General features: G+C 65.6%; 22 protein-coding genes, 1 tRNA gene and 3 pseudogenes. 17 read left to right on the forward strand and 9 right to left on the reverse strand.

Features of this window, described 5'->3' with window-relative positions:
- Positions 1-180 (forward strand): hypothetical protein (locus BM085_RS45070; protein WP_177245526.1); only part of this gene is annotated, 180 nt, incomplete at its 5' end.
- Between the two features lie 488 nt (positions 181-668).
- Here the strand turns inward: BM085_RS45070 and BM085_RS41195 are convergent.
- Entirely contained in the window at positions 669-1,376 is a 708-nt protein-coding gene (locus tag BM085_RS41195; RefSeq protein WP_143121315.1) for a PaeR7I family type II restriction endonuclease, read from the reverse strand.
- Between the two features lie 171 nt (positions 1,377-1,547).
- Here BM085_RS41195 and BM085_RS41200 point away from each other — a divergent pair, with 171 nt between their 5' ends.
- Both BM085_RS41200 and BM085_RS41205 read left to right on the forward strand, forming a co-directional pair.
- A complete protein-coding gene (locus tag BM085_RS41200; RefSeq protein WP_218158978.1) occupies positions 1,548-3,239 on the forward strand; it encodes an Eco57I restriction-modification methylase domain-containing protein in 1,692 nt (563 codons plus the stop codon).
- A gap of 90 nt (positions 3,240-3,329) precedes the next feature.
- A complete protein-coding gene (locus BM085_RS41205; protein WP_093892169.1) occupies positions 3,330-3,890 on the forward strand; it encodes an NUDIX hydrolase in 561 nt (186 codons plus the stop codon).
- Here the strand turns inward: BM085_RS41205 and BM085_RS41210 are convergent.
- Positions 3,871-5,088: a helix-turn-helix domain-containing protein gene (locus BM085_RS41210; protein WP_093892170.1), complete on the reverse strand. Its 1,218-nt coding sequence runs from the start codon at positions 5,086-5,088 to the stop codon at positions 3,871-3,873. The two genes, BM085_RS41205 and BM085_RS41210, sit on opposite strands and share 20 nt — an antisense overlap.
- Positions 5,089-5,208: 120 nt before the next feature.
- On the opposite strand from BM085_RS41210, the gene BM085_RS41215 reads away from it, so the two are divergent.
- The 11 genes from BM085_RS41215 to BM085_RS41260 all read left to right on the forward strand — a co-directional run bounded on the left by BM085_RS41215 (position 5,209) and on the right by BM085_RS41260 (position 12,712).
- The gene (locus BM085_RS41215; protein ID WP_245789994.1) at positions 5,209-5,619 is read left to right on the forward strand and encodes a hypothetical protein; all 411 of its coding nucleotides are present in this window, start codon (positions 5,209-5,211) and stop codon (positions 5,617-5,619) included.
- A 113-nt stretch (positions 5,620-5,732) separates the two neighbouring features.
- Positions 5,733-5,918, forward strand: coding sequence for a hypothetical protein (locus BM085_RS46590; protein ID WP_245789995.1), 186 nt, complete (start codon positions 5,733-5,735; stop codon positions 5,916-5,918).
- A 92-nt stretch (positions 5,919-6,010) separates the two neighbouring features.
- Positions 6,011-6,727, forward strand: a complete 717-nt coding sequence (locus tag BM085_RS41225) for a GntR family transcriptional regulator (protein WP_093892172.1) — start codon at positions 6,011-6,013, stop codon at positions 6,725-6,727.
- A 120-nt stretch (positions 6,728-6,847) separates the two neighbouring features.
- Positions 6,848-7,288, forward strand: coding sequence for a plasmid replication, integration and excision activator (locus tag BM085_RS41230; RefSeq protein WP_093892173.1), 441 nt, complete (start codon positions 6,848-6,850; stop codon positions 7,286-7,288).
- The gene (locus tag BM085_RS41235; RefSeq protein ID WP_012887466.1) at positions 7,285-7,605 is read left to right on the forward strand and encodes a hypothetical protein; all 321 of its coding nucleotides are present in this window, start codon (positions 7,285-7,287) and stop codon (positions 7,603-7,605) included. The genes BM085_RS41230 and BM085_RS41235 overlap by 4 nt, the downstream gene beginning before the upstream one ends.
- An 85-nt stretch (positions 7,606-7,690) precedes the next feature.
- On the forward strand, positions 7,691-9,145 hold the full coding sequence (locus BM085_RS41240) for an FtsK/SpoIIIE domain-containing protein (protein WP_093892174.1): 1,455 nt from the start codon (positions 7,691-7,693) through the stop codon (positions 9,143-9,145).
- Positions 9,142-9,342: a hypothetical protein gene (locus tag BM085_RS41245; protein ID WP_093892175.1), complete on the forward strand. Its 201-nt coding sequence runs from the start codon at positions 9,142-9,144 to the stop codon at positions 9,340-9,342. The genes BM085_RS41240 and BM085_RS41245 overlap by 4 nt, the downstream gene beginning before the upstream one ends.
- A complete protein-coding gene (locus BM085_RS45075; RefSeq protein WP_177245527.1) occupies positions 9,335-9,490 on the forward strand; it encodes a hypothetical protein in 156 nt (51 codons plus the stop codon). Before BM085_RS41245 ends, BM085_RS45075 begins: the two co-directional genes overlap by 8 nt.
- Positions 9,487-11,157: a replication initiator gene (locus BM085_RS41250; RefSeq protein ID WP_093892176.1), complete on the forward strand. Its 1,671-nt coding sequence runs from the start codon at positions 9,487-9,489 to the stop codon at positions 11,155-11,157. Before BM085_RS45075 ends, BM085_RS41250 begins: the two co-directional genes overlap by 4 nt.
- 23 nt (positions 11,158-11,180) lie before the next feature.
- Positions 11,181-11,351, forward strand: coding sequence for a helix-turn-helix transcriptional regulator (locus tag BM085_RS41255; protein ID WP_043654631.1), 171 nt, complete (start codon positions 11,181-11,183; stop codon positions 11,349-11,351).
- A complete protein-coding gene (locus BM085_RS41260; protein ID WP_093892177.1) occupies positions 11,348-12,712 on the forward strand; it encodes a tyrosine-type recombinase/integrase in 1,365 nt (454 codons plus the stop codon). The genes BM085_RS41255 and BM085_RS41260 overlap by 4 nt, the downstream gene beginning before the upstream one ends.
- 232 nt (positions 12,713-12,944) lie before the next feature.
- On the opposite strand, the gene BM085_RS41265 is transcribed toward BM085_RS41260, so the two are convergent.
- Positions 12,945-13,029, reverse strand: a tRNA-Tyr gene (locus BM085_RS41265).
- 367 nt (positions 13,030-13,396) lie between these two features.
- Here BM085_RS41265 and BM085_RS41270 point away from each other — a divergent pair.
- Both BM085_RS41270 and BM085_RS44020 read left to right on the forward strand, forming a co-directional pair.
- On the forward strand, positions 13,397-13,891 hold the full coding sequence (locus BM085_RS41270; RefSeq protein WP_031164771.1) for a YajQ family cyclic di-GMP-binding protein: 495 nt from the start codon (positions 13,397-13,399) through the stop codon (positions 13,889-13,891).
- A 263-nt stretch (positions 13,892-14,154) separates the two neighbouring features.
- Complete coding sequence (locus tag BM085_RS44020; RefSeq protein WP_143121316.1) at positions 14,155-14,673, forward strand: hypothetical protein; 519 nt, start codon at positions 14,155-14,157, stop codon at positions 14,671-14,673.
- A 12-nt stretch (positions 14,674-14,685) separates the two neighbouring features.
- Here the strand turns inward: BM085_RS44020 and BM085_RS47650 are convergent, their stop codons facing one another.
- Positions 14,686-14,973, reverse strand: a complete 288-nt coding sequence (locus BM085_RS47650) for a tyrosine-type recombinase/integrase (protein ID WP_093892178.1) — start codon at positions 14,971-14,973, stop codon at positions 14,686-14,688.
- Positions 14,974-15,113: 140 nt separating this feature from the next.
- On the opposite strand from BM085_RS47650, the pseudogene BM085_RS41280 reads away from it, so the two are divergent.
- Positions 15,114-15,398, forward strand: a pseudogene (locus BM085_RS41280) (transposase); the annotation flags it as partial.
- Positions 15,399-15,483: 85 nt separating this feature from the next.
- Here the strand turns inward: BM085_RS41280 and BM085_RS47655 are convergent.
- From BM085_RS47655 to BM085_RS41305, 5 genes and pseudogenes are all read right to left on the reverse strand, one after another.
- Positions 15,484-15,615: pseudogene (locus BM085_RS47655) on the reverse strand (hypothetical protein); the annotation flags it as partial.
- Between the two features lie 59 nt (positions 15,616-15,674).
- Complete coding sequence (locus tag BM085_RS41290; protein ID WP_143121317.1) at positions 15,675-16,166, reverse strand: hypothetical protein; 492 nt, start codon at positions 16,164-16,166, stop codon at positions 15,675-15,677.
- A gap of 129 nt (positions 16,167-16,295) precedes the next feature.
- Positions 16,296-23,705, reverse strand: a complete 7,410-nt coding sequence (locus tag BM085_RS41295) for a DNRLRE domain-containing protein (RefSeq protein ID WP_143121318.1) — start codon at positions 23,703-23,705, stop codon at positions 16,296-16,298.
- 328 nt (positions 23,706-24,033) lie between these two features.
- Positions 24,034-24,261: pseudogene (locus BM085_RS41300) on the reverse strand (IS630 family transposase); the annotation flags it as partial.
- Positions 24,262-24,312: 51 nt separating this feature from the next.
- Positions 24,313-24,719 (reverse strand): transposase family protein (locus BM085_RS41305; protein ID WP_143121319.1); only part of this gene is annotated, 407 nt, incomplete at its 5' end.

Consider the following 24,719-nt stretch of genomic DNA (forward strand, 5'->3'; position numbering starts at 1 on the left):
GCCGCCATGATTCGCGCGGCCGCCGTGCCCGCTACGGCACGTATCCAGGAAGAGCTGGCCAAGTCTCGCGAACAGCATGCCGCCATGATTCGCGCAGCCGCCGTGCCGGCCTTCACTCAGGTCCTGAAGCAGTACGCCGACATTGAGCGTGGCATTCGCATGGGCTTCAGGGACTCATAGGGAAACAGGACACTTGGCCGCCCCGTCGCCTCCGGCCTCTGGCCTGCTCGAATTTGTCCCAGGGCGACGGGGCGGCCAGGCTTCCAGCTCAGCCTGTAAGTCCCGAGTGCCCGTCACGATTATCTCAGAGCTTCAGATTCCTGCTGGAGGCGTCCCGCAAACAGCAATCCGTGATGAACGGTGAGCCGGGGCTGAGGAACGAAGTCCCGGCTCGTCGATCGCCCCCGGCCATGAGCAATGATCATCCATCGCCGGGCGATCGTAAGGGCTGCATGTAGGCGGCGGTGCGGCCCCACTGCGGCGGGCGATGGGCGAGGGCGGCGAGCGGGCGGTGCGGCGAGCGGGCCGATTCCCGCCGCCGTTCGGGACCGGCGCCCACGCCGCACGCCCGGACGGCGGGCGGTGGGAGGGCCGTGCGGCGGCGCGCCGCGCCGCCGCCTTGATACCTACAAGAACAATTCGGCAATGCGGGTTGTCGTACCCGAGATTCAGCGCATCGCGTCGAGAACAGTCTTCACGTATTCGACTTGCCCTCTGATCTGCACAGCGAATGCCGCGGCTGCTGCTGTAGCCAAGGGTTCGTTGTACACAATTCCCTCATCGGTGACTTTGGTGGTCACGAACCAGCCAGCTTGATAGACGCGCTCTCCGATGAACCGCTTGACCATCTCCTGATAGCGCTCATTATAGGACATTCCTTCAAATGTCACATCAGTTGAGAAAAGAGCCTTTGTTGACCGATTTTTCTTTTCAGTCTCGGTTGTTTCTTGCAGCACGAACACGTACCCTAGCCAGGGCGGAACCTCGCCATAGGTTTCGTTCTTGGTGTGTGCCGCGTGAGTATCTGTTGCGGTCCCTAAAGCTTCTTCAAATCGGTTGTTGATGTTCTTTCCAACACTGCCAACCTGCGACTTGAACTCGATCGCTGCAACGAGGATGTCTTCCCAGACGATCGCCAGGTCCCATTGCTTACGGACCCGATAGTAGCCGGGCAAATAAGGCTTGCCCTTTTTGATGCACTTCGCAGGGACTCCGGCGTTGATGAATTCTTGAGCGACCAGGTTCGTGAAGCCGCCCATGTGACCGTTGGCACGAGCGGCACCGCCGGCTTTTCCTTGATCTTCAAGCTTGTCTATCTGCGCCTGTCGCTCTGACCAGAACTCTTCGACTGCCTTCTGAACTTCTTCCTTGCGCACTGCCAGTGCTCTCCTTGGCCCCGATGCGGGTCTTGAATCCGATCAAGGTAACAGGGAAAAGCGCTGCATCGCACCGGTTCGTCCACTCATCCTGATCTGCTCTCGCCCTGCGCTGGCCAGCCATGGCCACGTGCGCGATCGTGGATCACTACACCCCCGTAAGGTGACAACGTGAAAACTTCTGCCCTGGACATCGACCTCGTCCCTCGCGCCACACTGGCCGACATGCCAGACGAGGCGGTGGAGCACGGGGAGGTGTTCACCCGTAGATGGATCGTTGAGATGATCCTTGACCTCGTCGGTTACCGATCCGATCAAGATCTTTCCCTGCTGCGGCTCGTCGAGCCCGCATGCGGTACCGGGGCGTTTCTCGGCGTAATCGCTCAGCGTGTCAGCAACTCATGCCGCAAGCATGAGCGAGACATCACAGACGCTCTTGACGCCGTCAGGGCCTCTGACCTTCTTCCTCGGAACGTGGCGGCATCCCGCGCCCTGGTCGAGCGCATCCTGACGGCGGAGGGTTGGGCATCTAATGACGCCTCTCGCGTGGCTCAAGCTTGGGTGCGACGAGCTGACTACTTGCTTGAGCAGCCTCCGGGCACTCCTCAGGTGGATGTCGTCGTCGGAAATCCGCCCTACATCCGTCTGGAGGATCTACCCGAGGAGCGGATGAGCCTCTACCGGGCTCTTTGGCCCACGATGGTGGGACGGGCAGACATCTATGTCGGTTTCTTTGAGGCTGCTCTCCGCTCCCTCCGGGCAGGGGGCCGACTCGGCTTCATCTGCGCAGATCGGTGGATGCGTAACCAATACGGTAGGGAGCTCCGCAAGCTCGTAGGTGATGAGTTCGCACTGGATGCTTGCGTCACCATGCACGACGTCGACGCTTTCGAGGAACAAGTTTCGGCGTACCCAGCCGTGACGGTTCTACGTCGGGGTGTTCAAGAGTCCGCGGTGGTCGCTGATACGACAAGTCGTTTCGGAGAGACTGCGGCTCAGGATCTTCTCTCGTGGATCGGTCGCCGAGAAGATCGGCCCTTCCAGAAGGAGACTTTCGAGGCCGCGAGGATGCCTCATTGGTTCTCAGGTGATGATATGTGGCCAACAGGCTCACCCGCACGCCTCGCGGTCCTGGAAGATCTTACGGAACGATTCACGGTTCTAGGTCAGGCGTCTGGGGTCCGGGTAGGAATTGGCATCGCAACTGGAGCTGACAAGGTCTTCATCACCCGTGATCCCGATCTCGTCGAGGCTGATCGACTTCTTCAGATGTCGATGGTCCGCGATACAACCAGCGGTCATCTTGAATGGTCTGGACATTATCTAGTTAACCCATGGGATGACAACGGCCATCTAGTAGATCTTAAGCAGCACCCGAAGCTTTGGGCGTACTTCATGCGGAACGCTGCCGCTCTTAGAGGGCGGTACGTTGCCAAGAAAAACCCGGAGAAATGGTATAAAACTATTGATAAGGTCGAATCTGGCCTTAGACGGCAACCGAAGCTTCTATTTCCCGATATGAAGCTCAGCAGTCATCCGGTTCTCGACAAAGGCGGCGAAGATGGATTCTACCCGCATCACAATCTTTACTTCATCACTTCCGACGTCTGGGATCTGGAAGTCCTCGGCGGGATCCTGCTGTCCAAAGTAGCAGAGGCTTTCGTGGACGCATATGCGGTGAAGATGCGCGGGAAGACGCTCCGATTCCAAGCCCAATACATCCGACGTATCCCGGTTCCGGACCCTGCGGTACTTACCTCGGCGCAAAAAGAACGACTGATCGATGCCTTCCGGAAACGTGATGTTGAGGCGGCGACATCAGCGGCCATGGACGTGTACAACCTCACCGAATGGCCTGGCTAACCGAACACTACGGATCGACCACAGATAGAGCGCCTATCTTGGGTGGACGTCTGCATGTACGTCGGGGATGTTGGGCGGTAACTTCGCTGTGTGGCTACCAATGAGGAGCAGACGCGCTGGATCGTGCACGGCGAGCGGCTGATCTACGACAACGAGTGGATCCGGCTCGGGCTCGTGGACGTCGAGATCCCGGATGGGGAGCGGTTCGAGCATCACGCGGTTCATCTGGGTCGGGCGGCCATGACGGTGCTGGTCGACGATGAGAACCGCGTGCTGATGATGTGGCGGCATCGGTTCCTGTTCGACCGGTGGGGCTGGGAGCTGCCCGGCGGCCTGGTGGAGGTCGGTGAAGACCCGAAGGACACCGCCGCTCGTGAAGTGGAAGAGGAGACCGGTTACCGGCCCAAGGAGATGGAACACCTGATCACGTTCCAACCGATGGTGGGCATGGTCGACTCCGAACACCTGGTGTTCCTCGGCCGTGGTGCCGAACTGGTCGGTGAGCCGGTGGGAGAAGTGGAGGCCGATCGGCTGGAGTGGGTTCCGATGGCCGAGATCCCGGACATGATCGCTCGGGGAGACGTCTGGAACTCCGGCGTGCTGGTCGGGCTCCTGTACGCGCGGGAGCGGCTTAACGGAGGCCGCGGGTAGCCGCTCGGGTGAGTTCCTTAACGCGTCGCCCGTGCCGGCGAGAGCCTGTCATGGTGACGAGCTGCCCGGCTCGGTAGAGGTGGGGCTGCGCGGCGTCCAGCTCCCCCATGGCCAAGAAGGCGTGAGCCAGGTCGCACCTCAGCCCGGCCTCGGCGCGGTTATAGGTGCCGTCCATCCCTGTGAGAGCCGATTGGAGATCCTCGATGGTGTCGGGGTCGCCGAATCGGACGAGGCAGTTACCGCGCCAGCGGGCAAGGTGGTGGGTGTTAAGAGAGACGTACGGCAAATGAGGGTCGGCGTCTCCCTCGGGGAGGAGCGTGGCGGCCTGGTCGAGGGCTGTGCGGCATGTGATCTCGTCGCCGAGGATGGCGGCGGTTTCCGCTTCGGCGGCGGCAAGCCAGGTCCGTAGATGGCCGGGGACGCGGCGGTCATAGGTGGCGCGAACGTGCTGAAGTAGTTCTGTGGCCTCCGCCGGCCGTCCGAGGTCAGCCAGGACATAGGCCTGCTGGCCACATGCGTAGGCGAGTAGGGCGGAGTCCTCGGCTTCGCGGGCGGCGGAGATGGCGTTTTCGTGGTGGTCCCAAGCGTCTGACAGTGCGCAGGTATCGATGGCCTGCCATCCGGCGAGAGCTGCGGTCTCCGACAGTACGTAGGCGAGTTGGGCGCGGATGCCTGGCCGGATGGCGTGCCGGTGGGCGCGTTCGATCTGGGCGATCTGGGCGCGCATCTTGTCGGCGATCGCTGCTGCGCCACGACGGCGGTCCAGTAGGCGCAGGTTGTTGGTGTCGGTGGAAAGAATCATGACCGTGGTGGGGTCGATGACGGCGGCGGCTTCGATCCGGGCTGTCAGCTCGTCGGTTTGCTCCTGGTGGCTGTCGTCGTAGTCGCCGGTGGGGGATGCGATGTCGAGTGGGGCCAGGCCGAAGAGCATGCGGGCGTGGTCGGGCAGGCCAAGACCGGCGGCGATGCGTTCGTAGACCTCAAGGTCGGTGACCTGGCGTTGTCCCCGGATGATCTGGCTGATGCGGCCCTGGGATATCCCGGTCGCCGTGCTGATGCGGACTTGGCTGGCACCGTCGTACTTGACTGCGAGATTGAATAGTCCCGCTACGTCGCGCTTTTGAAGGATTTCTCTGCTTTCATCGCGATCCCAGACCCATGCCGGGATCTCGACGGGATTGAAAGCGTTCTTGTGCATGCTGTCCTCCGGTGATCATTCCCCGAGGTGGTGCATCGCTACAGGCCAAAACTCTATATCTCTCGGTGGTATATCCACGTGGGATAGGAGCGGAAAGTTATCCCGGACATCCTTTCCGGCATGACAACACCAGTTAAGTGCACGGAGTGCGACGGGCGCGGCTGGAAGATCGTCACCCGTCGTGGATGCGTCGCCGCCATGGGCCTGCACATGGAACTGTCCGCGCGGGAGGACTGCCTCTACTGCGCCGGCCCGGAACAGGTTGTCGAGATGTTCGAGTGGGAGGTGTTCACCACCTCCGGCGGAACCGACGATCTCGGGCCGTGCGGGACCAGCTCGGGACAGGCGCCGTCGATGGACGCGCTCCGTACGGCACTGCGCCAGATGGCTCCGAACACCGGGGCCTGGGGTCGGATCACACACCGGGTCTACGACTTCGGCACGGTCCCCGACGACTGGTCACGGCAGGTGATCTTCCGGGCGACGGTGGATCCGGCCGGATCGGTGCGCTTTACACGGACAATGCCGTGACGGGACAGACAGCCATACCGGGGGCACCGTGCCCGGCTTTCCATCTGCCGCCGATGAGGGACGGGCATCGGGCTCTGTCCTGGAATGAAACGCGTCGGTTCGAGCGAATTCGCGTGACGGCCTGGACCTGCCATGAGCACCGGGTGACGTTTTACGAGTTCTGCGAAGCGGGCGGCCTGGCCTTTATCCAGCGAACGTTCAGCGACAAGAAGAAAAAGGTCGTTTCGCAGAGCGAGGCTTGGCCGCTTCGGGAGGCTCGCGCCGTGTGGATCGCGCTGCTGTCCGGAATGGTGAGATAGCCGTTCTGGCTACTGCTGTGGGTCCTGACAGGCTCCTGCTCAGCCGGTACTGTGCTTATGCAGACAAGTGGAAGAGTGATCGGGCGGTTGACATGAGCATGGACTTCGCTCCGCCGAAGTATGCCCAGGTGATGAAGGCGATTCAGCAGCGGATCGAGGCTGGTGAGTACGCCCCTGGGGACATGCTGCCGTCCGAGACGCAGCTTGTCCGCGAGTTCGCCGTGGGACGCACGACCGTGGTTCGAGCGTTGCAGACGTTGGCCATGCAGGGCTGGATTGAGCGGGAGCATGGGCGCGGCTCTTTCGTGAAGGGTCGCCCGGACAGTCCACCGGATCGCGTCCGGCCGGGCCTGGCAGTGGCTGAGCAGGCCGAGAGCACCGAGAGCGTGACCGAGGTTGAGCGCGTTGCGGCCCCTCGGCACATCGCCCGTCTCCTGGGCGTCGCGGAGCGGACCCCCGTGATCGCTCGTCGACGGGTGGCTAAGCAAGGTGGCCGGCCCTCTGCGGTGGAGACGCTGTGGTTTCCGTTGGAGGTCGCGCTCGGCACTGATGTGGACAAGCCCGGACCGCTCCGGCATGGAGTCCGTCAGCATCTTCAGGCGGTCAAGCACCTGCGGTTCGATCACGTCACGGAGCGGCTGACCGCGCGTAACCCCACCAAGGAAGAGGCCGAGTTGCTCGGCTCCCCCAAGCCCGTGCTCGGCGTGCTAGCCACCGTGCATGACGCTGCGGGGTCCGTGCTCTTGGTGATGAGTGCCGCTCTCCCTGGTGACCTGCATGAACTCCAGGATGTCTACCAGGTGAGCTAATCCTTCTCCCACCCGTTCCGCTCAATCACTTGTGCGGACGAGTGGGAGAAGCTACTCTCAGCTTGTGCGGACAAGTGGACGACCGAACGTCGGTCTGTCCCAAGTGAAAGGAACGCCACCATGGCTATCCAAGGCCCCATCCCGATCGGCTTCGACCAGGTCTTCCCGCACGGCTGCTACATCGTCGGCGAGGTCGAGCAGGTCAAGGACTTCGACGCTTCCACCAACGGGCGCACCGTCTACGCCAAGGACAAGACCACCGGCGAACTCGTCTGGCAGGTCGCGGTCATGGACGCCGACCCCACCGTCAAGGCCGGACAGAAGACCGTCTCGGTCAAGATCCTGTCCCCGGTGCAGCCGGTCCCCCCGGCGCCGCTGCCCGGCCTGCCATTCATCCCGGTTGAGTTCGATGCCATGACCGTCACGCCGTACGTCGGCCAGAACACCGGCCGCCTGGCCTGGTCCATCCGAGCACGGGCCATGCGTGCTCCCCGTAGCGCTGCCGCTCCGGCTCCTGTCAAGAACGCCGCCGCTGCGGCTGCCAAGGAGGTGGCGGCATGAGTGCACGCAAGCCCTACACCTACGTTACGGCCGTTCTGCGGGGCGGCGTGATCCGGCTGGATGTCGCTTTCAGTACCTCTGAGGTCGGGGTGCTGGCCGCGGTGACCGACAACAAGCGGCCGTTCCTGGACCTGGCCACCCCTGAGGCCCAGGTATCGGTCTCGACCACGGGCGGCGGGCCGGTCACCGAGCAGGATGTGTCCCTCGCCCGGGACATCTTCAACGCCGCCGCGCGCTACCTGACCGACTGCGAGCGCCTGCACGCCGAACAGGCGGCCGGCCCCACGCTGCCGGGCCTGGATGAGATCCCGGCCTGACATGGAAGCGGGGCCGCTGGAAGGTGCAACTTCCGGCGGCCCCTCGGTTCTCCCCAGATGCGAATCAAGAGAGGGCTCAAGCCTAATGTTCAAAAAACTGCCTGGCGACGAGGCGCAACAGCTCGTCTCCACCACCCCGGACACCGCCGTGGTGTTCCGCCCGGCTGTGCTCCGTACCCCTGCGTTCGTCACCATCGTCATCTTCGTCTGGCGGCTGCTGGCCGGCCTGCTGCGGCTGGTGTGGCGGCACCCGATCGCCTCGGCCATCGTCACCGTCCCGTGCGTCCTGGCCTGGCTGTACGGCTGGCAGTACGGTCTCGGCCTCGTCGCCCTGGTGCTGCTCGGCCTCACCTGCTGGGCGCTGCTCGGCCGGGTCTCCTTCAATCGCTGGATCGGCTGGCGGCTGCTGGCCTTCTGGCGACTGGTGTGGGTGTACCGGCGACACTGGCAACCGGTAATGATCATTTCCGGATTGGGGCGGCACCTACGCGGCCGGGACTACTTACCCCGCCTGGTTTCCATCCGCTGCACCTCGTGGGCCGACCTGGTCACGGTCAAGATGCTGCACGGCCAAGCCGTCAAGGACTGGTCCGACCGCACCGACCACCTCGCGCACGGGTTCGGCGCGCGTTCCTGCCGGGTCTCCGTCGCTCGGGCCGGCCGGCTGCTGCTCATCTTCCCCCGCCACGACCCCCTCGCCACACCGCTACCTGCCCTGCCCATCCCGGAGACCGCGTCAGTCGGGCCGGTGCACATCGGCACCTGTGAGGACGGCACACCGTGGCGACTGAAGGTGCACGGCACGCATGTCCTGGTCGCCGGGGCCACCGGGGCGGGCAAGGGCTCGGTCATCTGGTCGACCATCCGCAGCCTGCTGCCCGCCGTCCGCGCGGGCCTCGTTGACATCTGGGCGCTGGATCCCAAGCGGATGGAGCTGTCCTTCGGCCGGGACCTGTTCGGCGACCGCTACGCCGCAAGCCCGGCTGACTGCGCCGATCTGCTGGAAGCGGCCGTGGCGGTCATGCAGGAACGGGCCGACCGGTTCGCCGGACTCCAGCGCAACCACACCCCCACCGTCGAGGACCCGTTCGTCCTGGCCGTGGTCGACGAGGTGGCGTTCCTGACCGCCTACCAGTCCGACAAGGGCCTCAAGCTCCGCATCTCCGCTGCCCTGGCGACCCTGACCACCCAAGGGCGGGCGGTCGGCGTCGGCGTGCTGGCCGCGCTGCAGGACCCGCGGAAAGACGTGCTGAACATCCGCAACCTGTTCCCCGACAAGATCGCACTCCGGCTGGACGAGTCCGAACAGGTGGACATGGTCCTCGGCGACGGCGCCCGTGACCGGGGCGCGCTGGCCGATCACATCTCCCCGATCCCCGACCAAGGCGCGGGCATCGCCTACGTGCGGCTGGAGTGCTCACCCGATCCGATCCGGGTCCGCGCCGCCTACGTCTCCGATGCCGACATCCGCGCCATGGCCGCCAGCTTCACTCCCGGTTCGGACACGGCGCCGCTGCCCGTGGTGGAGGTGGCCCGATGAGGATCTGCTTCTACGGCACCGACGAAGAGATCACCCGGCTGTGTGAACGACCCGTCCTCGCGCTGCTGGGGCCGCTGCGCTCTCAGCCCGTGCTGGCCTTCGAACTGTTCAACATCCGCGTCACCACCGACCCCTACGGGTCGCTGTTCCGCCTGTGCGCCGATCTGACCGAGGTGGAGGGGAGTAACCGTGACTGAGCTGGCTCACATCCTCGACGGGCTGCGCTGCGCGGCCTGCCACGCGGTCAACACGCTGTGGCTGGACCTGATCCGCGGCCTGGTCGAGTGCCGAGAGTGCGGACAGGGCGCGCTCATCGACCCCGGCGACGAATGGGAGGACGCATGACCGACCCGACCGACCGCGCCCTCTCCCGTGCCGAACGACAGGCCATGCCGGTGGCGCTGGACGTCGCGGTGGAGATCGCCAAGCACAACGGCGTGTGCATCCGTCCCGTGATCCTGCGCAGGTTGGACACCCACACCGGCACCACCGAGGACGTCAACGTCCCGTGCGGGGCCACGATGGAGGCCAAGTGCCCGCCGTGCGCCAAGCGCAACCGCTACCTGCGGATGGCCCAATGCCGGGAAGGTTGGCACCTGGAGGCCGAACCCTCCATCACGCCGGATGAGCCGACCGAGGAACAGCGCTGGCTGGTGGAGTTCCGCGCCGACATGCAGGCCCGACGCGATGCCGCCGACAAGGCCGGCGACGACACCACCGATCTCGACGCGGTGCTCACCGGACTGGATGAGGAGATCAACGCGGCCGGGATGCGGGGCAACCTGCTCGGCCGTACCACCGCCAAGCGCAACCGCTCCACGAGACGCCGTCAGGACGCGCCTGACCTGCCCAAGAAGGTCCGGCAGCACACTACGCTCGGGCGGACCTTCACCGGCTCGGACGGGGCCACCTACCGGCCGTCACTGTTCATCACCCTGACCCTGCCCTCCTACGGCCGCATCCGGGCAGGGCAGGGCGTGCCCGTCGATCCGGACACCTATGACTACCCGCGCGCGGCTCGCGACGCCCTGCACTTTTCCAAGCTCGTCGACCGCTTCGTGCAGAACCTCCGCCGGGTCGCGGGCTATGACGTGCAGTACTTCTCCTCCGTCGAACCTCAGAAGCGGCTCGCGCCTCACCTGCACATGGCCGTTCGGGGCACCATGCCGCGTGCAGAGATCAAGGCCATCGCGGCGGCGACCTATCACCAGGTGTGGTGGCCATCCGTCGACAAGGTCAAGTTCGACGGCGATCACCTACCGGTGTGGACGCCACGGGCCGACCTTCCTGACGGGCAGACCTACAGCGACGGCCAGGATGGCGACTATCTCGACCCGGCCACCGGGGAACTCCTGCCAACTTGGCACGAGGCGCTCGACCAGCTCGGCCAGGACGACGAGGCCGAACCTCTGCACATGGTCCGCTTCGGCCCCCAAGTCGACGTTCAAGGCGTCCTGTCCGGCACCCCGGACGCCGATCAGTGCATCCGTTACCTGAGCAAGTACCTGACCAAGAGCCTCGGCGACACCCTCGACCCCGACAACCCGGCTCAGCGCGCGCATGTCGCCCGAATGACGGAGGCGCTGCGCTACGAACCGTGCTCCCCTGCCTGCCCGAACTGGCTGCGCTACGGCGTGCAGCCCAAGAACGCGAAAGCGGGCATGGCTCCGGGCCGGTGCCGGGGCAAGGCGCACAAGCCCGAACACCTCGGCTACGCGGGCCGCCGCGTCCTGGTCTCCCGTAAGTGGTCGAACAAGACCCTGTCCGAGCACAAGCGCGACCGCCGTACCTGGGTGATGGAAGCGCTCGGCCTGGTCGACGAGATCCCTGACCCGCATCGCTATGTCTGGAAGCCCGTCCCGGCCAGCGACGGCGATATCCCCTCCCTGGCCCTGCGGCTGCTGCGCATGGTCGCCGAACGCCAGCGCTGGCGAGCAACCCTGCTGGCTCTCCAAGAGCAAGCCAGTGGGCAACCCACCCAAGATCTTTCGGCAATGAGGGAGGCGGCGTGAAGAAGAAAGACGACGACAAGCTCATGACCGTCCCCGAGATCCTCGACGAGCTCGGCGGGGTGTCCGTCCGGACCCTCTACCGCTGGCGTGAGATCGGTAAGTTCCCCCGCGGTCTGCGGCTGCCCAATGACGAGATCCGCCTTTACCGCAGTGAGTTCGAGGCGTGGCTTGAGACCCTCCGGGAGGCGGCGTGAACACCTCGTACGACGTGAAGTTCTGGGAGATCCGCCGGAACAAGTCCAGCAAGGCCGCGTCTTATGAGGTCCGTTGGAAGGTGGGCGGTCGGGAGAAGTCCAAGAGTTACCGGGCCAAGGCTCTCGGCGAGAACTTCCTATCTGACCTGCGGCAGGCCGCCAAGCGGGGTGAGGCCTTCGACATGGAGACGGGTCTCCCCGAGTCGATGATTCAGGCCAAGGAGGCGCAGAACTGGTATGCCTTCGTCCTGGCGTACATCGACATGAAGTGGCCCCACGCGGCGGCCAAGACCCGAGACGCGATGACCGATGCCCTGGCAACGGTGGTCCCCGCGCTGACGCGGGATCTCCCTGGCAAGCCAGAGGTCTCCGTCCTTCGTACGGCATTGCGCCACTACGCGCTGCCTCCCAACGCTCGGGACAAGGCGCGACCAGTGGAGATCTCCAAGGCGCTGCGGTGGCTCGACAAGGCTTCTGTGCCGCTCACAGACCTCCAAGAGGCCAAGACCGTCCGGGCCGGACTCGACGCGCTCGCCCTGCTCCTCAACGGCAAGGCCGCGGCCTCGAACACGATCCGGCGCAAGCGGGCGGTCTTCTACAACGCGCTTCAGTACGCCGTCGAACTGGAAGAGCTGCCCGCGAACCCGGTGACGAAAGTCCGCTGGAAGCCGGTGAAGGTCTCCGAGACGGTCGATCCTCGCGTGGTCGTCAATCCCGAGCAGGTTCGCGAGTTGCTGACCATGGTGACCTATGTGGGCAGGCGCGGCCGTGGTCGCCGGCTCATGGCGCTGTTCGCCTGCATGTACTACGCGGGTATCCGCCCTGGTGAGGCGGTCGCGCTGCGCAAGCAGGACTGTCGTCTTCCGGCAACCGGCTGGGGTCGGCTCAGCCTCGACGTCTCCCGGCCCGAGGTGAACACCCGATGGACCGATTCCGGGGATGGCCACGAGACACGGGGGCTCAAGCATCGGGCGCAGGAGGACACACGGCCTGTTCCGATCCCTCCGGTCCTGGTGAAGATCCTCCGTGAGCATCTCGACGAGTTCGGGACCGCCAAGGATGGCCGGCTGTTCCAGACTGAACGCGGCGGGGTGGTCGGCTCGACGGCCTATACCGAGGTGTGGGCCGCGGCTCGGCTCCTCGCGCTGACGCCGGAACAGGCTGCCTCTCCCCTCGCTCGCAGGCCGTACGACCTGCGGCACGCGGCGGTGTCGCTCTGGCTCAATGCCGGGGTACCCGCTCCCGAGATAGCGAGGCGGGCCGGTCACGGCGTTGACGTCCTCCTCCGCGTCTACGCGAAGTGCATCGACGGCCAAGAGGAGACGGTCAATCGGAGGATTGATGACGCGCTGGCCGCGTGAAGATCACCTCTGCCATGGGGCTCTGGGACACACTCCCGGAGCCCCTTCGGCGTTCCGGGGGTTCCATCCCGCGTATGTCCCGCACCGCACAGCGCGACCTGGGGAAATGCTCCATGATCCATCCCGCGCATATCCCGCGAGCACTGACATACGGCTGCTCTTGGCTGCCTGCGGCTGCATACCCCGGAAAAGCAAAAGAGCCCCTTGCGGGGCTCTGAGCTGGGAAAATCCCTGGTGGCAGGTGCAGGACTTGAACCTGCGTAGGCTGAGCCGACGGTTTTACAGACCGCTCCCTTTGACCACTCGGGCAACCTGCCGTGTCATCCGCTCGAGGCGGTGACAGGAAGAAGAATAGCGGACTTCCGGGCGTGACGTGACATCGACGGAGACCGCCCATCGACAGCCCGCCGTACCGAGACTTTCGGGACTTACGGCTGCGCCCGGCGGCGACGCCACGCGGCGGATACCGTGGGCGACGGGCGGAGGCCGGGGGCGCCGGGGTGGGTGGGGGCGACTTGGAGAGGGCGGGCGCGGGCGTCGTGTCGCTCGGATGCGCAGGATGGTGGCGGTCTCGCGAACGAGCCTCGTTCGACACCGCCGTCTGAACGTTGACGGTCACGTTCATCATGGGCCGATAAGCAAAGCGCTAGGGTCGACATGAGAGCTAGAAAGGATAGTCGACGCATGGCCGACAGCAGTTTTGACATCGTCAGCAAGATCGACCATCAGGAGGCCGACAACGCGCTGAACCAGACGGTCAAGGAGGTCGGGCAACGATTCGACTTCAAGGGCACCGGCGCGTCCATCGCCTGGTCGGGCGGCCAGAAGGCTGTCGAGATCAAGGCCAACAGCGAGGAGCGCGCCAACGCCGTCCTTGACGTGTTCAAGGACAAACTGATCAAGCGGGGGCTCTCGCTCAAGATCCTGGACGCGGGCGAGCCCAAGCTGTCCGGCAAGGACTACCGTCTCGTGGTCACCCTCAAGGAGGGCATCGACCAGGAGCACGCCAAGAAGATCTCGAAGATCATCCGGGATGAGGGGCCCAAGGGGGTCAAGGCTCAGATCCAGGGTGAGGAACTTCGGGTGAGTTCCAAGAAGAGGGACGAACTGCAGGAGGTCATCGCCCTGCTCAAGGGCAAGGACCTGGAAATCGCCCTTCAGTTCACGAACTACCGCTGACGCCCGGGGAACCAAGGCCCTGACCTGCTACGTCAGGGCCTTCCTTCCTTGAGAGGGCACATCCAGGGCACATGAGCAACGCGGCGAGGACAGACCAGCCGGCTTCTGCGCTCCGACTCCTCTCGCCTCACCTCAGGGAAACTCGTCGGGTTCTGTTGCCACACAGGGCAGACATCTACGGCGTTGCTCCTATAATCGCCATACCTTGATCCCTTGCTTTGGAGCGCACGGGACGGGCCCCCACCCCCCGGATGTCGCGGAGCATGATGCAACGGCTCAACGTCTTCATTCAAGAAGGCCACGGCGGCGACCTACGTCTTCGGACGGTAGGCAATGAAGCTCAGATGAAGAGCGTTGCCCTACAGATTGCGCAACTGGCCGCCCAAAAGGGCTTTGATCCAGTAGTCATGGCGTCTGTACCCGGCGACTTGCAGACGATTCAACGGATGATCAAGCAATACAAGATCCCATCCGCCGGTAAAGCCAGCATCTACCAGGCACAACCTGTTCTTGAAATGCTCAAAGGGCTAGGAGAGCGCCTAGATCCCGCTGCCAAACGATTTGAGGCCCTACTTGCCGAGCACTACGGAGAGGAGTTGGCACGTTCCCAGCCTCCTCGGAAGCAAAATTTTTCCCAAAAAGAGAAGGCTTCCGTACGGGGATCTCTGACGGATCACATACAGGCGCTCGCAATAGCCGGTTTGATCACGGCAGAAGATCTCTTCGCGATCGCCTATCGGATACAAGAATGGGAATCGACCACGGATCTACGGCAGGAGTAGCTGTAGCGCCCATCAGCCAGCAGGTACGCGGGGTACATGCCCGAGGGCGTCGTCAACCAGGACGCGTGTCCTCTCTTGCGCCTCAGGCCACTCCCCCACATAGGTGTTGAGCGTCACCATGGGTGTGCTGTGGCCAAGTGCGAGCTGTACGGCCTTGACGCTGGCTCCCCTGTGGATAAGCAAAGTCGCGAAGTAGTGTCGCAGGCCATGCAGCCCGGTCCCCTTCGGGATCCTCGCCGTACGAGCAGCCGGCGCCCAAATATGCGCCCAGGTTGCTCGGTGGATCGGGAGAAGAAGCAGTTCACGTCCTGGGAGATGGTGTGCGGGTGATCAAGCCCTGGTGCTAGCACGGGTGAGATCCATGTGACAAGAGACGGCCACTTCGTAATCCTTCGATTCGCTCACATCAACACGAAGGGGACGAAGTAGCCGTCAATGACATTGGGCCCGCTGCCGGGGAGTACTTCGAAGACACGCTCGCTGCGGCGAGCCCCGACCTGCTCAGGACGATGATCCGCGAGTTCGCCCAGCGGATGATGGACGCCGAGGTCGAACAGCTCTGCGGCGCCGGCTACGGCGAGATCAGCGACCAGCGCACCAACACCCGCAACGGTTACCGCGCCCGACCGTGGGATACCCGGGCCGGATCGATTGAGTTGGCGGTGCCTCGGCTGCGGCAGGGCTCCTACTTCTCGGACTTCCTGCTGGACAAGCGTCGCCGGGCCGGGGCAGGGAGGCCGGCCCGTGCGAGCGCAGCGCTCCGTCCCCGCCGGCTCGCCAGTCCCTCTTCCAACGCTGAACGGACCGCAGGCTGATTCGCAGGTCCCGGGCGATGGCCGTGCTGGATTCATCACGGGCGAACCGCTCGGCCGCCTGCAGCCGTAGTCGTTCGCGGAACGCTCTTCGCTCGGCGGACAACCCTCCGCCTTGTGCGTACCTCATGACGTCGGTCTACCCGGTAATCAAGGCTCATCAGGAGCTATGACACCACCAGTTCAACCTCAGTAACCGAGAGGTCGGGCAGCCGGCCAGAACTGGATGCGGAACTCCTCCAAACCCTCCGGGTAGCCACCGTCGTCATCGTCCTCGTCGTCATATGCCTCATCCGATGAGAAGTAGACAACGGCCTGGCTCGCCTTCTTGATCCGCTGGGCGCGGACCGACCACAGGGCGGCCGGCTCTCCCAGGTCGAGGACCGGGCCGCCGTTGCCCATGGAGTTGCCCGCCCGAACCCGGCCCGAACTGCTGCGCATCGGCTCAGCGGCGGTCCCCGCCTGACCCTCCGGGTCGGCAGGCGGCTCGCCGTCCCACAGTTCGAGCGCGACGTCCGCTATGTGGTGGTAACCCTGGCGGCTGCACACGATTGCCATGTTCTCCGTGGCGGCGAACCAGGGGTCACCCTGTCTCACCAGCTCGTACAGCTCTTCCGGGGCGAGCGCGGCGGACGAGAAGGAGAGCCCGTCGAGGTCCATGACGGTGAATGAGCCATACATCACTAGGAATGGACCCGCGACGCGGGCAATGAGCTTTGCCATGGTTCTCCGTAAACGTCGCGCCGACACAGCTTGACGCAAGGATAGGCCGAGCGCCCAGCGGTGATCCGCCGGGCGCTCAGTTTTCCGCTATGGCCCCGGGTTCACGAGGTTCCCCGCGGCGTTGTAGAGATGCAGGATGAAGTTCTCCTTGTAGAGGATCCGGTCGTTCATGTAGAAGCGCCCGAGCCCCGCGAGATGGTAGGTCGCCCCCCAGTTGGTGTTCTGCTGCTTGGGGATCAGTGACACCGAGACCGCCACTCCCGGCTTGTAGGGCGCGCCCTTGTCAGCGGGCTTGTTCGCCTGCCAGCTCACCCAGGAACCCTGGTAGGTGCTCTGGAAGGGATACTCGTCGCACTCCTTCAGCGAAGTGTCCCAGGGGGCGGCGCCACCCTTCCAGCTGGACTTGTAGTCGATCGCGCATATTCTGAAGGATCGATAGTAGTTCCGCGATGCCCGGTTCTTGATGACGTTGGGATCGCTGTCCTTCTTGTTGAGCCGAGTCAGCGGCGTGTCGGTGCTGAATCCGGGGAACTCCTTGCCGGTTCCGAAGGGGACATGTTTCGGCCACAACCTCGGGTTCGTCGTGGTCGTTTCCGGAGTGGTGAGGTTAGGAGTTTTGTAGGCCTTGTAGATGTGCGCGTAGGCGTCCGGGAAGGTGTTTTCATGCAGTTCGACAGCGCGCATCTTGTGGTCGAAGATGCAGCCACGCGGGAAGAGTTGGTTCTCCCTCGCGGAGTCACATCGAACCACTCCCTTCGCCATGGCGCCCTTGTACATCAACGGAAGATCCCGCACAGTCAGCTTCAACTGGATGGTGCACTCGGACAGCCACTGCGAAGTGTCGGCCGGTGTCCACCCGCTCTCCGGTGATTCGATCTTGAAGGCGACCTTCCTGTTGTTCCAGTAGCTCTCGTTCCCGGCATAGACCGAGAGGTGGCTGGAGTCGACCACCTGCCGGCACGAGGAAGCGGGGGAACCCTGCACGTCGAGGCCGAGGGCGAAGACCTGGCCGTCGAAGACCGATCCCTGCACGGTGTCGTCCAACTGCAGGTTGATCACTTCGATCTCGGCGGTCCGGGAGTCGTTGAAGACCCGCCCGATCGTCATGAGCACCATGCTCGCCTCGTCGGTCACCCGCGACCGCAACGTGCGCGGATCGGTGACCTCGACAGTGAATTTGGGCTTCTGGGACACGCACCAGTCGTGAGGGCCGGGGTTCCAGCCCTTCGGGTTCCTGACCGGGACCGGGAATCTGGGTGGAAAGTAGAAGCTGGAGTTCTCCTTGATGCAGTCCGCGGGAGCGATCCGATGGTAGGTGGGAGTCGCGGACGCGGCCGCAGCGGCCTTCACCGAGCTCTTGACGCGCGCAGCCGATGCCGTCACCCCCGCCGCGACCGCCGCCTCCTCCGCGGTAATGGCCTTGTCGTAGATCCAGATGTCGTCGAGGGACCCATTCAGCCTGGTGCCCAGCGTGGTCACGCCGTCGGCGCGCCAGGTGGTGAAGCCGAGCGTGGCCGACTCGATCGCGACCCCGTTGAGGTACAGGGTCGCTCGCTTCGTGGCCGCGTCGTACGCGCCCGCCAGGTGGAACCACTGGTTGACCGGCGGCTCCACCTGCGAGAGCACACCGCCGGTGCTCGCCTCGCGCGTGTCCGCGCTTGCGAAGGTGAAGACCAACCCGTCTTCGACGGTGTTGCCCAGCCGGAAGGCGGCTTGATGCGTGCCTCGCTGCTCGATGACGGTGTAGTCACCGTCCTTGTCCGCCCAGCGAACCCACGCGCCGACGGTGAAGCTCGACTCCGAAGGGACAAGGGCCGTCGTGGCCTCCGCCAGCGGCTCCTCGCCTGGCAGGATGAGGTCAACCTTGACCGTCAGCCAGGACGACCAGCCCGCGGAGACACCTCCGGCCACGGCGCGGGCACGCCACCGGATCAGCCAGCCATCGGTCAGCTTCCCTGCCGGGATGGTCAGGGCCGCCGGGCCTCCCGAGGCGATGTCGTCCACGCCACCGGTCCAGATCTGCCCGCTCCCTTGGTTCTCGGGAGCGGCCGGGTCGTGCTCGACCTGGAACTCGACTCGTGAGACCGCCGCCTGCGGATGGGTGGCGATCGCGCTCAAGGTGGGGGTGAGGGATTCGGTGGCGGTTACCCCGTCCACCGTCCTGGCCGGTGTGAGCTGCAGTCCAGCCACGTCCGGCTTGGGAAGGTCGACCGTGAACAGCCGCCAGTCCGACCAGTCAGAAGCCGCGGTCTCCGAGGTCGCGCGGACCCGCCACCGGACCTGCCAGCCGTCGGTCAGCTTTCCGCTGGGTACGGCGAGCACAGCCCGGCTGTTCACGGCGATGCCGTGCACGCTCCCAGCCCAGATCTGCCCGCTCCCTTGGTTCTCGGGGGCGGCCGGATCGTGCTCGACCTCGAACTCGGCGGTGAGCGCGTCACCGCGCGGGTCGGTCAGCGTCGCGCGCAACTCGGGGGTCAGCGACAGGGCGAGAGTCTTGCCACCGACCGTCTGCGCGGGTGTGACCTGCGGGTCGTTCACTTCTGGCGCTGAGGCTGGTCGCTTGACGGTGAGCTGCTGCCAGGCCGACCACGGAGAGGTGAGCGTCCCGGCGATCGAACGGGCGCGCCAGCGCACCACCCAGCCATCGGTCAGCTCACCGGCGGGGACCGCAACCGCGGCCTGGGTGCCGGCCGGCACCTGGTTCACCTCCGTCGCCCAGATCTGGCCGTTGCCCTGGCCTTCAGGGGCGGCGGGATCGTGCTCGACCTCGAACTCGGCCCGCAGTGCCCCGCCAGGAGCATAGGTGACCCGCGCGTGCAGCGAAGGCGTCAGGATCGAGGTGACCGTCTTGCCGTCGACTTCCTGAGACGGGGTGACCTGCAGCAGGCCGACGCCCGGCTTGGGGATCTCGACCGTCGCCTTCTGCCAGGACGACCAGTCGGAGGCGGCGGTGGCCGATGTGGCGCGGGCTCGCCAGCGCACGACCCAGCCGTCGCTCAGCTTCCCGTCCGGCACGGCGAGGGCCGCCTGGCTGCCGGGCGCCACGTTGTCGACGCCGCCGGTCCAGATCTGGCCGCTGCCCTGACCTGTGGGGGCGGCGGGATCGTGCTCGACCTCGAACGCGGCCCGCACCGGCTCACCACGCGGATCCAGTACGGTGGCCCGCAAGTGCGGCGTCAGGGTGGACGTGACGGTCTCACCCTCCACTTGGGCCGCCGGGGTGATCTGCAGATCCTGCACCGAAGGCGCCGAGCCGGGCAGGTCCACGGTCAACTGCTGCCAGGCCGACCAGGGTGAGGCGAGCGTCCCGACGAGGGAACGCACCCGCCAGCGCACCTGCCAGCCGTCGGCCAGTTTTCCGCCAGGCAGCGTCACCACGCCTTGCGTGCCTGCCGAGACGCCGTCCACGCCGCCGGTCCAGATCTGGCCGCTGCCCTGACCTGTGGGGGCGGCGGGATCGTGCTCGACCTCAAACTCGGCCCGTAGCGTACCGCCGAGGGCGTAGGTGACCTGGGCGTGCAACGAGGGAGTCGTGACCGTGGTGACCGTCTTGCCGTCCACCACCTGCGAAGGGGTGACCTGGAACTGGCCCACGCCGGGCTTGGGCACGGCGACTTTCACCTGCTGCCAGGCCGACCAGGTCGACGACGAACCGCCCACCAGGGAACGCAGCCGCCAGCGCACCAGCCAGCCGTCGGCCAGTTTGTCCACCGGGACGGCGACGGCGGCAGCCGTACCGGATGGCACGTTGTCCAGGGCCGTGCTCCAGATCTGACCGCTGCCCTGGCCTTGCGGCGCGGACGGGTCGTGCTCGACCTCGAACTCCACCCGCGAGGCGCTGCCCTGCGGATGTGACACCAGAGCACGCAGCTCCGGGGTCACCGATGAGGCGGTGGTGACACCGCCCTGGTTCTGCGAGGGGATCACCTGAAGCTGACTGACCGCCGGATCGGTGGCCGGATCGAACAGGTCGATCCGGAACCGCTGCCAGTTCGACCAGACCGGTGTCGAGCCGGATGTGGTGGCCTTGACTCGGAACTCGTAGTCAACCTTGTCCGACAACCTTCCGGACGGGACCGTCACCGATGCCTGGGCACCGGAGGCGACGCCGGTCACCGAGGTCGACCAGAACACGGTGTCGGTGGCCCAGTCGGCGACCTGGAACTCGACCGTGGCCGCGCCGCCGAGCGGGTCGGTCACACTGGCCAGCAGTGCCGGGGTCAGCGAAGGGGTCACGGTCGCGGTGCCGACGGTCTCGGACGGGGTGACCTGGAACTGGTCGACCACCGCCTCGGGAACGTCCACCGTGAAGTACTGGTAGGAGGTCCACGCCGAGGTGGCACCGCCGGCGGTGGCCCTCACCCGCCACTCGTACCGGGTGCCGTCGACCAGCTTCGCCGCCGGAACGGCGATCGAGGCCTGGGTGCCGGAGGTCACATTCGTCGCCGTGCCGGACCACACCGTCACGTCGTCGGAGTAGCGCGCCACCTCGAAATCGGCCGTGGCGGTACCGCCCAGCTGATCGACGACCCGGGCCAGCAGGGTCGGGGTCAGCGAGGTCGTGGTGACGGTGTCGCCGACGACCTTCGAGGGGCTCACCTGGAACTGGTCGACCAGCGGGGCGGCGTCCACTTTGAAGTACTGGTACGCCGACCAGGCCGGGGTCGAGTTCGGTGTGGTGGCCTTGACCCGCCATTCGTAGCGGATGCCGTCGAGCAGTTTGCCGGTGGGAACCGTCACCGACGCCTGTGAGCCGGAGGCGACGTTCGTCGCCGTGCCGGACCACACCGTCACGTCGTCGGAGTAGCGCGCCACCTCGAACGCCACCGTGGACGCTCCGCCCAGTGGGTCGGTCACCCGGGCCAGCAGGGTCGGGGTCAGCGAGGAGCTCACAGCGTCCGTTCCCACCGTCCGCGACGGGGTGACCTGGAACTGGTCGACCACCACCTCGGGGACGTCCGCGGTGAAGTACTGGTACGCCGACCAGGCCGGGGTCGAGTTCGGTGTGGTGGCCTTGACCCGCCATTCGTAGCGGATGCCGTCGAGCAGTTTGCCGGTGGGAACCGTCACCGACGCCTGTGAGCCGGAGGCGACGTTCGTCGCCGTGCCGGACCACACCGTCACGTCGTCGGAGTAGCGCGCCACCTCGAACGCCACCGTGGACGCTCCGCCGAGAGGATCGGTCACCCGGGCCAGCAGGGTCGGGGTCAGCGAGGAGCTCACCGTCGTCGTTCCCACCACCAGTGACGGCGTGATCTGGAACTGGTCGACCACCGCCTCGGGGACGTCCGCGGTGAAGTACTGGTACGCCGACCAGGCCGAGGTACCACCCGCGGATGTGGCGCGCACCTGCCACTCGTACTGGGTGCCGTCGACCAGCTTCGCCGCCGGGACGGTGATCGACGCCTGAGTGCCGGAGGGTACGTTCGCCACCGAACCCGACCACACCAGACTGTCGTCGCTGTACTTCAGCACCCGGAACTCGACCGTCGACGCGGCTGCCGCCGCGTCGGTCGCCGTCACCTTGAGCGTCGGGGTCAACGACGAGGTCACGATGGTGCCGTTCACCGTCTGGGAGGGGTTCACAGTGAATCCGCTCAGAGTCGGGGCGGCCGCGGCGGCCCCGAGCCGTGAGGGGGGCGCGGCGGAGCTCTTCGCCGTCGCAGGGGGAGCCGGGGTGGCGTTGGTGAGGGCTGTTCCGCTCTTGCCGGGCGTCCACCGCGCGGTGTCGTTGAGGTTGGCGGTGTTGCTCCACTCGGAGGAGTCGGTCGTGGTCGTGCCCGCGCCCTCGTCGAAGGACCAGTGACCAAGGACCGCCTCCTCAGCGGGCACCTCGGGCTCTCCGTCGGGATCCAGGATGGCAGCGGTCTCGTCGGGGGTCCAGTCGCTCGGCGGAGTGAAGAAGGTGTCCGGGTTACGGCCGATCACCTCACCGCTGCTGCGCAGCTCGGCCTGGGTCTCTGTCCAGCTCAGCGCCGTCGCGCGAGGCGGGGTACTGGTGATCGGGTCCGAGTACCGAGCCAGCACCTCGGAGGTGACTACGTCCTCCTCGACGCTGGCGTGCATGGTGTAGCGCTTCTCCGCAGGCGTGTACTCCACCATGAGAGTGGGCGGGTGACGGTAGCCCGGGTACGGATCACCGCTGTACTCGCTGGCGTAGTACTGCCGCCAGTTGATCGCCGGGCTCTCGGTGACCGCTCGCAGCACCAGCCCATGGTTGGCCACGCCCTGTTCGATCCAGGCGCGGGCCATGCCGGTGATCCGGTGCACGAGCGCCGCTTCACTGGCGCACCAGGTGCCGCTGGCGTCGATGTTGTAGCCGGCCTTGTTGCCTGAGCCCGTCATGATGCCGGCGTTGGAAGGCTGGTTGGACCAGCTCAAGCCGGTGGGAGTCCAGGCGGAGGTGATGAGCGAGGCGGCGATGCCCGACCCGATCTCGTTGCCGCACAGCTGGCCGTTGGGGCCGCCGGACTTGTAGTTCCAGACATACAGATCCGCGTCAACCACCGTGGCGCCCTCAAGCTCCGGGACGTCGGTGTCGTACTTCAGGTACACCCGAGCGATGTCGGCACTGGTCTGGGTGGTTCCGGCGCGCAGCCATCCGGCCGCGGCGTTGTTGCTGCTCGGGCTGTTCTTGCTGACCCAGGCGTCGTCGGGGACGCCGCCGCCGAACCATTCGGAGGCGGCGGCGATCGTCACCGGATAGGTGACCGCCGGATCGGCCAGGAACGCCGCGTCCGGGGTGAACACCAGCTCCGACGTCTTGCCGGAGGTCTCCACCCGGGCGGTGACCGGGGAGCTCTTGCCCTGTTCCGGAGAGGCCTCCACCTTGGCGTCCATCGCGGTCAGCACGACTGGCGCCGCCTTGGCGCTGCCCTTGGCGTCCTTCAGCTGCGGCAGCCCCTCGGGGCCCTTGCCGAAAGAGGTGCCCTTGGGCAGCTTGAGCGGCAGCCGTACCGTCACCGGGCCGTCCGGCCTGCGGCGAAAGACTACCTGGGAGACGAACCCGTCGGCCAGGGCCAGCACCACCAGATCGGCTCCCGGCGCGACGGCGTCGGGGTAGGTGATCGTGCTGCCGGAGATCTTCGGCTCCGGCAGCACGCGGGTCACCCCCAGGCCGCTGGTGCCCTGTTCCCCGGCCGCGGACACCAGGTGCTTGGTGCCGCGCCCGCCGAAGGTCAGCGGGGTCTTAACCCGCGCGGCCTGCAGTGTGCCGTCGCGGGTCACGATGCGGGTGTCGACGGGCTCCCAGGCACCAGCCTTGTTCTTGAGCTGGACGGGCCGGGTGTGCAGCTGGGCCCGCAGGTTCTTGCCGTCGGGGTCGGCCCAGACCTTCATGGTCTCGGTGAACCGGGAAGGCACCTCGACGGGCTTGCCTGACGCGGCTGCCTTGTCCCAGGCGGTCTTGAGGACCGGATCCGAGGCGGCGTCCGGTGGTGTCGTCGCTGCGGAGGACGGGGCGGGGGATGATGTGGGGCCCTGGGCGACTGCGGGCACGCTCAAGAGCGAGAGGGGCAGGGTCAAAGTTGCGATCAGGGCAGCACGGCGGCGCGTCCGGGCGGATAAGCCGGACGCTAATTGGCGTGGGTTCACCCATAGCCTTTCGGACAGATGCGACAAAACGGAGTGATCATCACATAAAGCAAAGATAAAAGTAAAGATTGTTCTCAGTGTTGGGGACGAGATTCTCCGTGATCACTGCACGTAACCCACTCGCCGATATGGTTGTGACCCCGCGTTTTAATGAATTGGGTGTAGTACAAATTCAGGGAGCAGCCGATCTGGGCGGTTACTCCGGTTGAACTCGTGGGGTCCGGCTGAGTGATCACCAGGGTTCGATGACCAAGCCGGTCGCGGCCAGGCGGCCGTCGAGCAACTGAGGCCGGTGCCGGGTCTTCTTCAGCTTGCGCCTGGTGATCCGGACCAGGCCGTCCAGACCGGCGGCGACGAAGTTGGCGATGGCCCGCTTGAGCAGCGCCCAGACCCCTTTGGCCGGATTCAACTCCGGCGCATACGTCGGCCACTGCACCACCCGCAGCCAGGAGGAGTTCGCTGCAGCGAAGTCGGTCCACCGTGAGAGGTCATTGAGGTGATCTCAGCGACTTCACGTTGAGTAGCCGTGTTCGAAATGGGTGAGGACGAGCGCGGCTTTGATGATGTCGCCGATTCTGCTGGGGCTGGCGGTGATGCGCTGGAGGATGCGCCAGCGTTGCGTGAGTAGGGCGAAGCCTCGTTCCCCCAAACAGCGCAAGGCGCGCAGGAGCGCGTTGCGGGCGCGGGTGTCGACGTCGAGAGGCCGGCCGTCGGCCGGTTGTTTGACCGGGGTGAGAATGCCGATGCCGGCGCCGTCGTAGCCCGAATCGGCCAGGGTGGGCAGCCCGTCGGCGGCGGCTTTGTACAGCGCCCCGAGGACGTGGGTGCGGGCGGCTGTCAGATCATGGACCGAGCCGGGTTCGACGTCGGACACCCACAGCGGCAGGCCGCAGGGCGCAGACAGGGCCTGGATGTTGC

This window comes from Streptosporangium canum (assembly GCF_900113865.1).
Classification (GTDB): Bacteria; Actinomycetota; Actinomycetes; order Streptosporangiales; family Streptosporangiaceae; genus Streptosporangium; species Streptosporangium canum.

What these genes read in the sequence shown, in the direction of transcription:
- BM085_RS41290 (WP_143121317.1), bottom strand. Translation starts at nt 16,166, where the DNA reads ATGTATGGCTCATTCACCGTCATGGACCTCGACGGGCTCTCCTTCTCG.
- BM085_RS41250 (WP_093892176.1), top strand. Translation starts at nt 9,487, where the DNA reads ATGACCGACCCGACCGACCGCGCCCTCTCCCGTGCCGAACGACAGGCC.
- BM085_RS41255 (WP_043654631.1), top strand. Translation starts at nt 11,181, where the DNA reads ATGACCGTCCCCGAGATCCTCGACGAGCTCGGCGGGGTGTCCGTCCGG.
- BM085_RS41210 (WP_093892170.1), bottom strand. Translation starts at nt 5,088, where the DNA reads ATGCACAAGAACGCTTTCAATCCCGTCGAGATCCCGGCATGGGTCTGG.
- BM085_RS41225 (WP_093892172.1), top strand. Translation starts at nt 6,011, where the DNA reads ATGAGCATGGACTTCGCTCCGCCGAAGTATGCCCAGGTGATGAAGGCG.
- BM085_RS44020 (WP_143121316.1), top strand. Translation starts at nt 14,155, where the DNA reads ATGATGCAACGGCTCAACGTCTTCATTCAAGAAGGCCACGGCGGCGAC.
- BM085_RS41215 (WP_245789994.1), top strand. Translation starts at nt 5,209, where the DNA reads ATGACAACACCAGTTAAGTGCACGGAGTGCGACGGGCGCGGCTGGAAG.
- BM085_RS41270 (WP_031164771.1), top strand. Translation starts at nt 13,397, where the DNA reads ATGGCCGACAGCAGTTTTGACATCGTCAGCAAGATCGACCATCAGGAG.
- BM085_RS41240 (WP_093892174.1), top strand. Translation starts at nt 7,691, where the DNA reads ATGTTCAAAAAACTGCCTGGCGACGAGGCGCAACAGCTCGTCTCCACC.
- BM085_RS41245 (WP_093892175.1), top strand. Translation starts at nt 9,142, where the DNA reads ATGAGGATCTGCTTCTACGGCACCGACGAAGAGATCACCCGGCTGTGT.
- BM085_RS41235 (WP_012887466.1), top strand. Translation starts at nt 7,285, where the DNA reads ATGAGTGCACGCAAGCCCTACACCTACGTTACGGCCGTTCTGCGGGGC.
- BM085_RS41230 (WP_093892173.1), top strand. Translation starts at nt 6,848, where the DNA reads ATGGCTATCCAAGGCCCCATCCCGATCGGCTTCGACCAGGTCTTCCCG.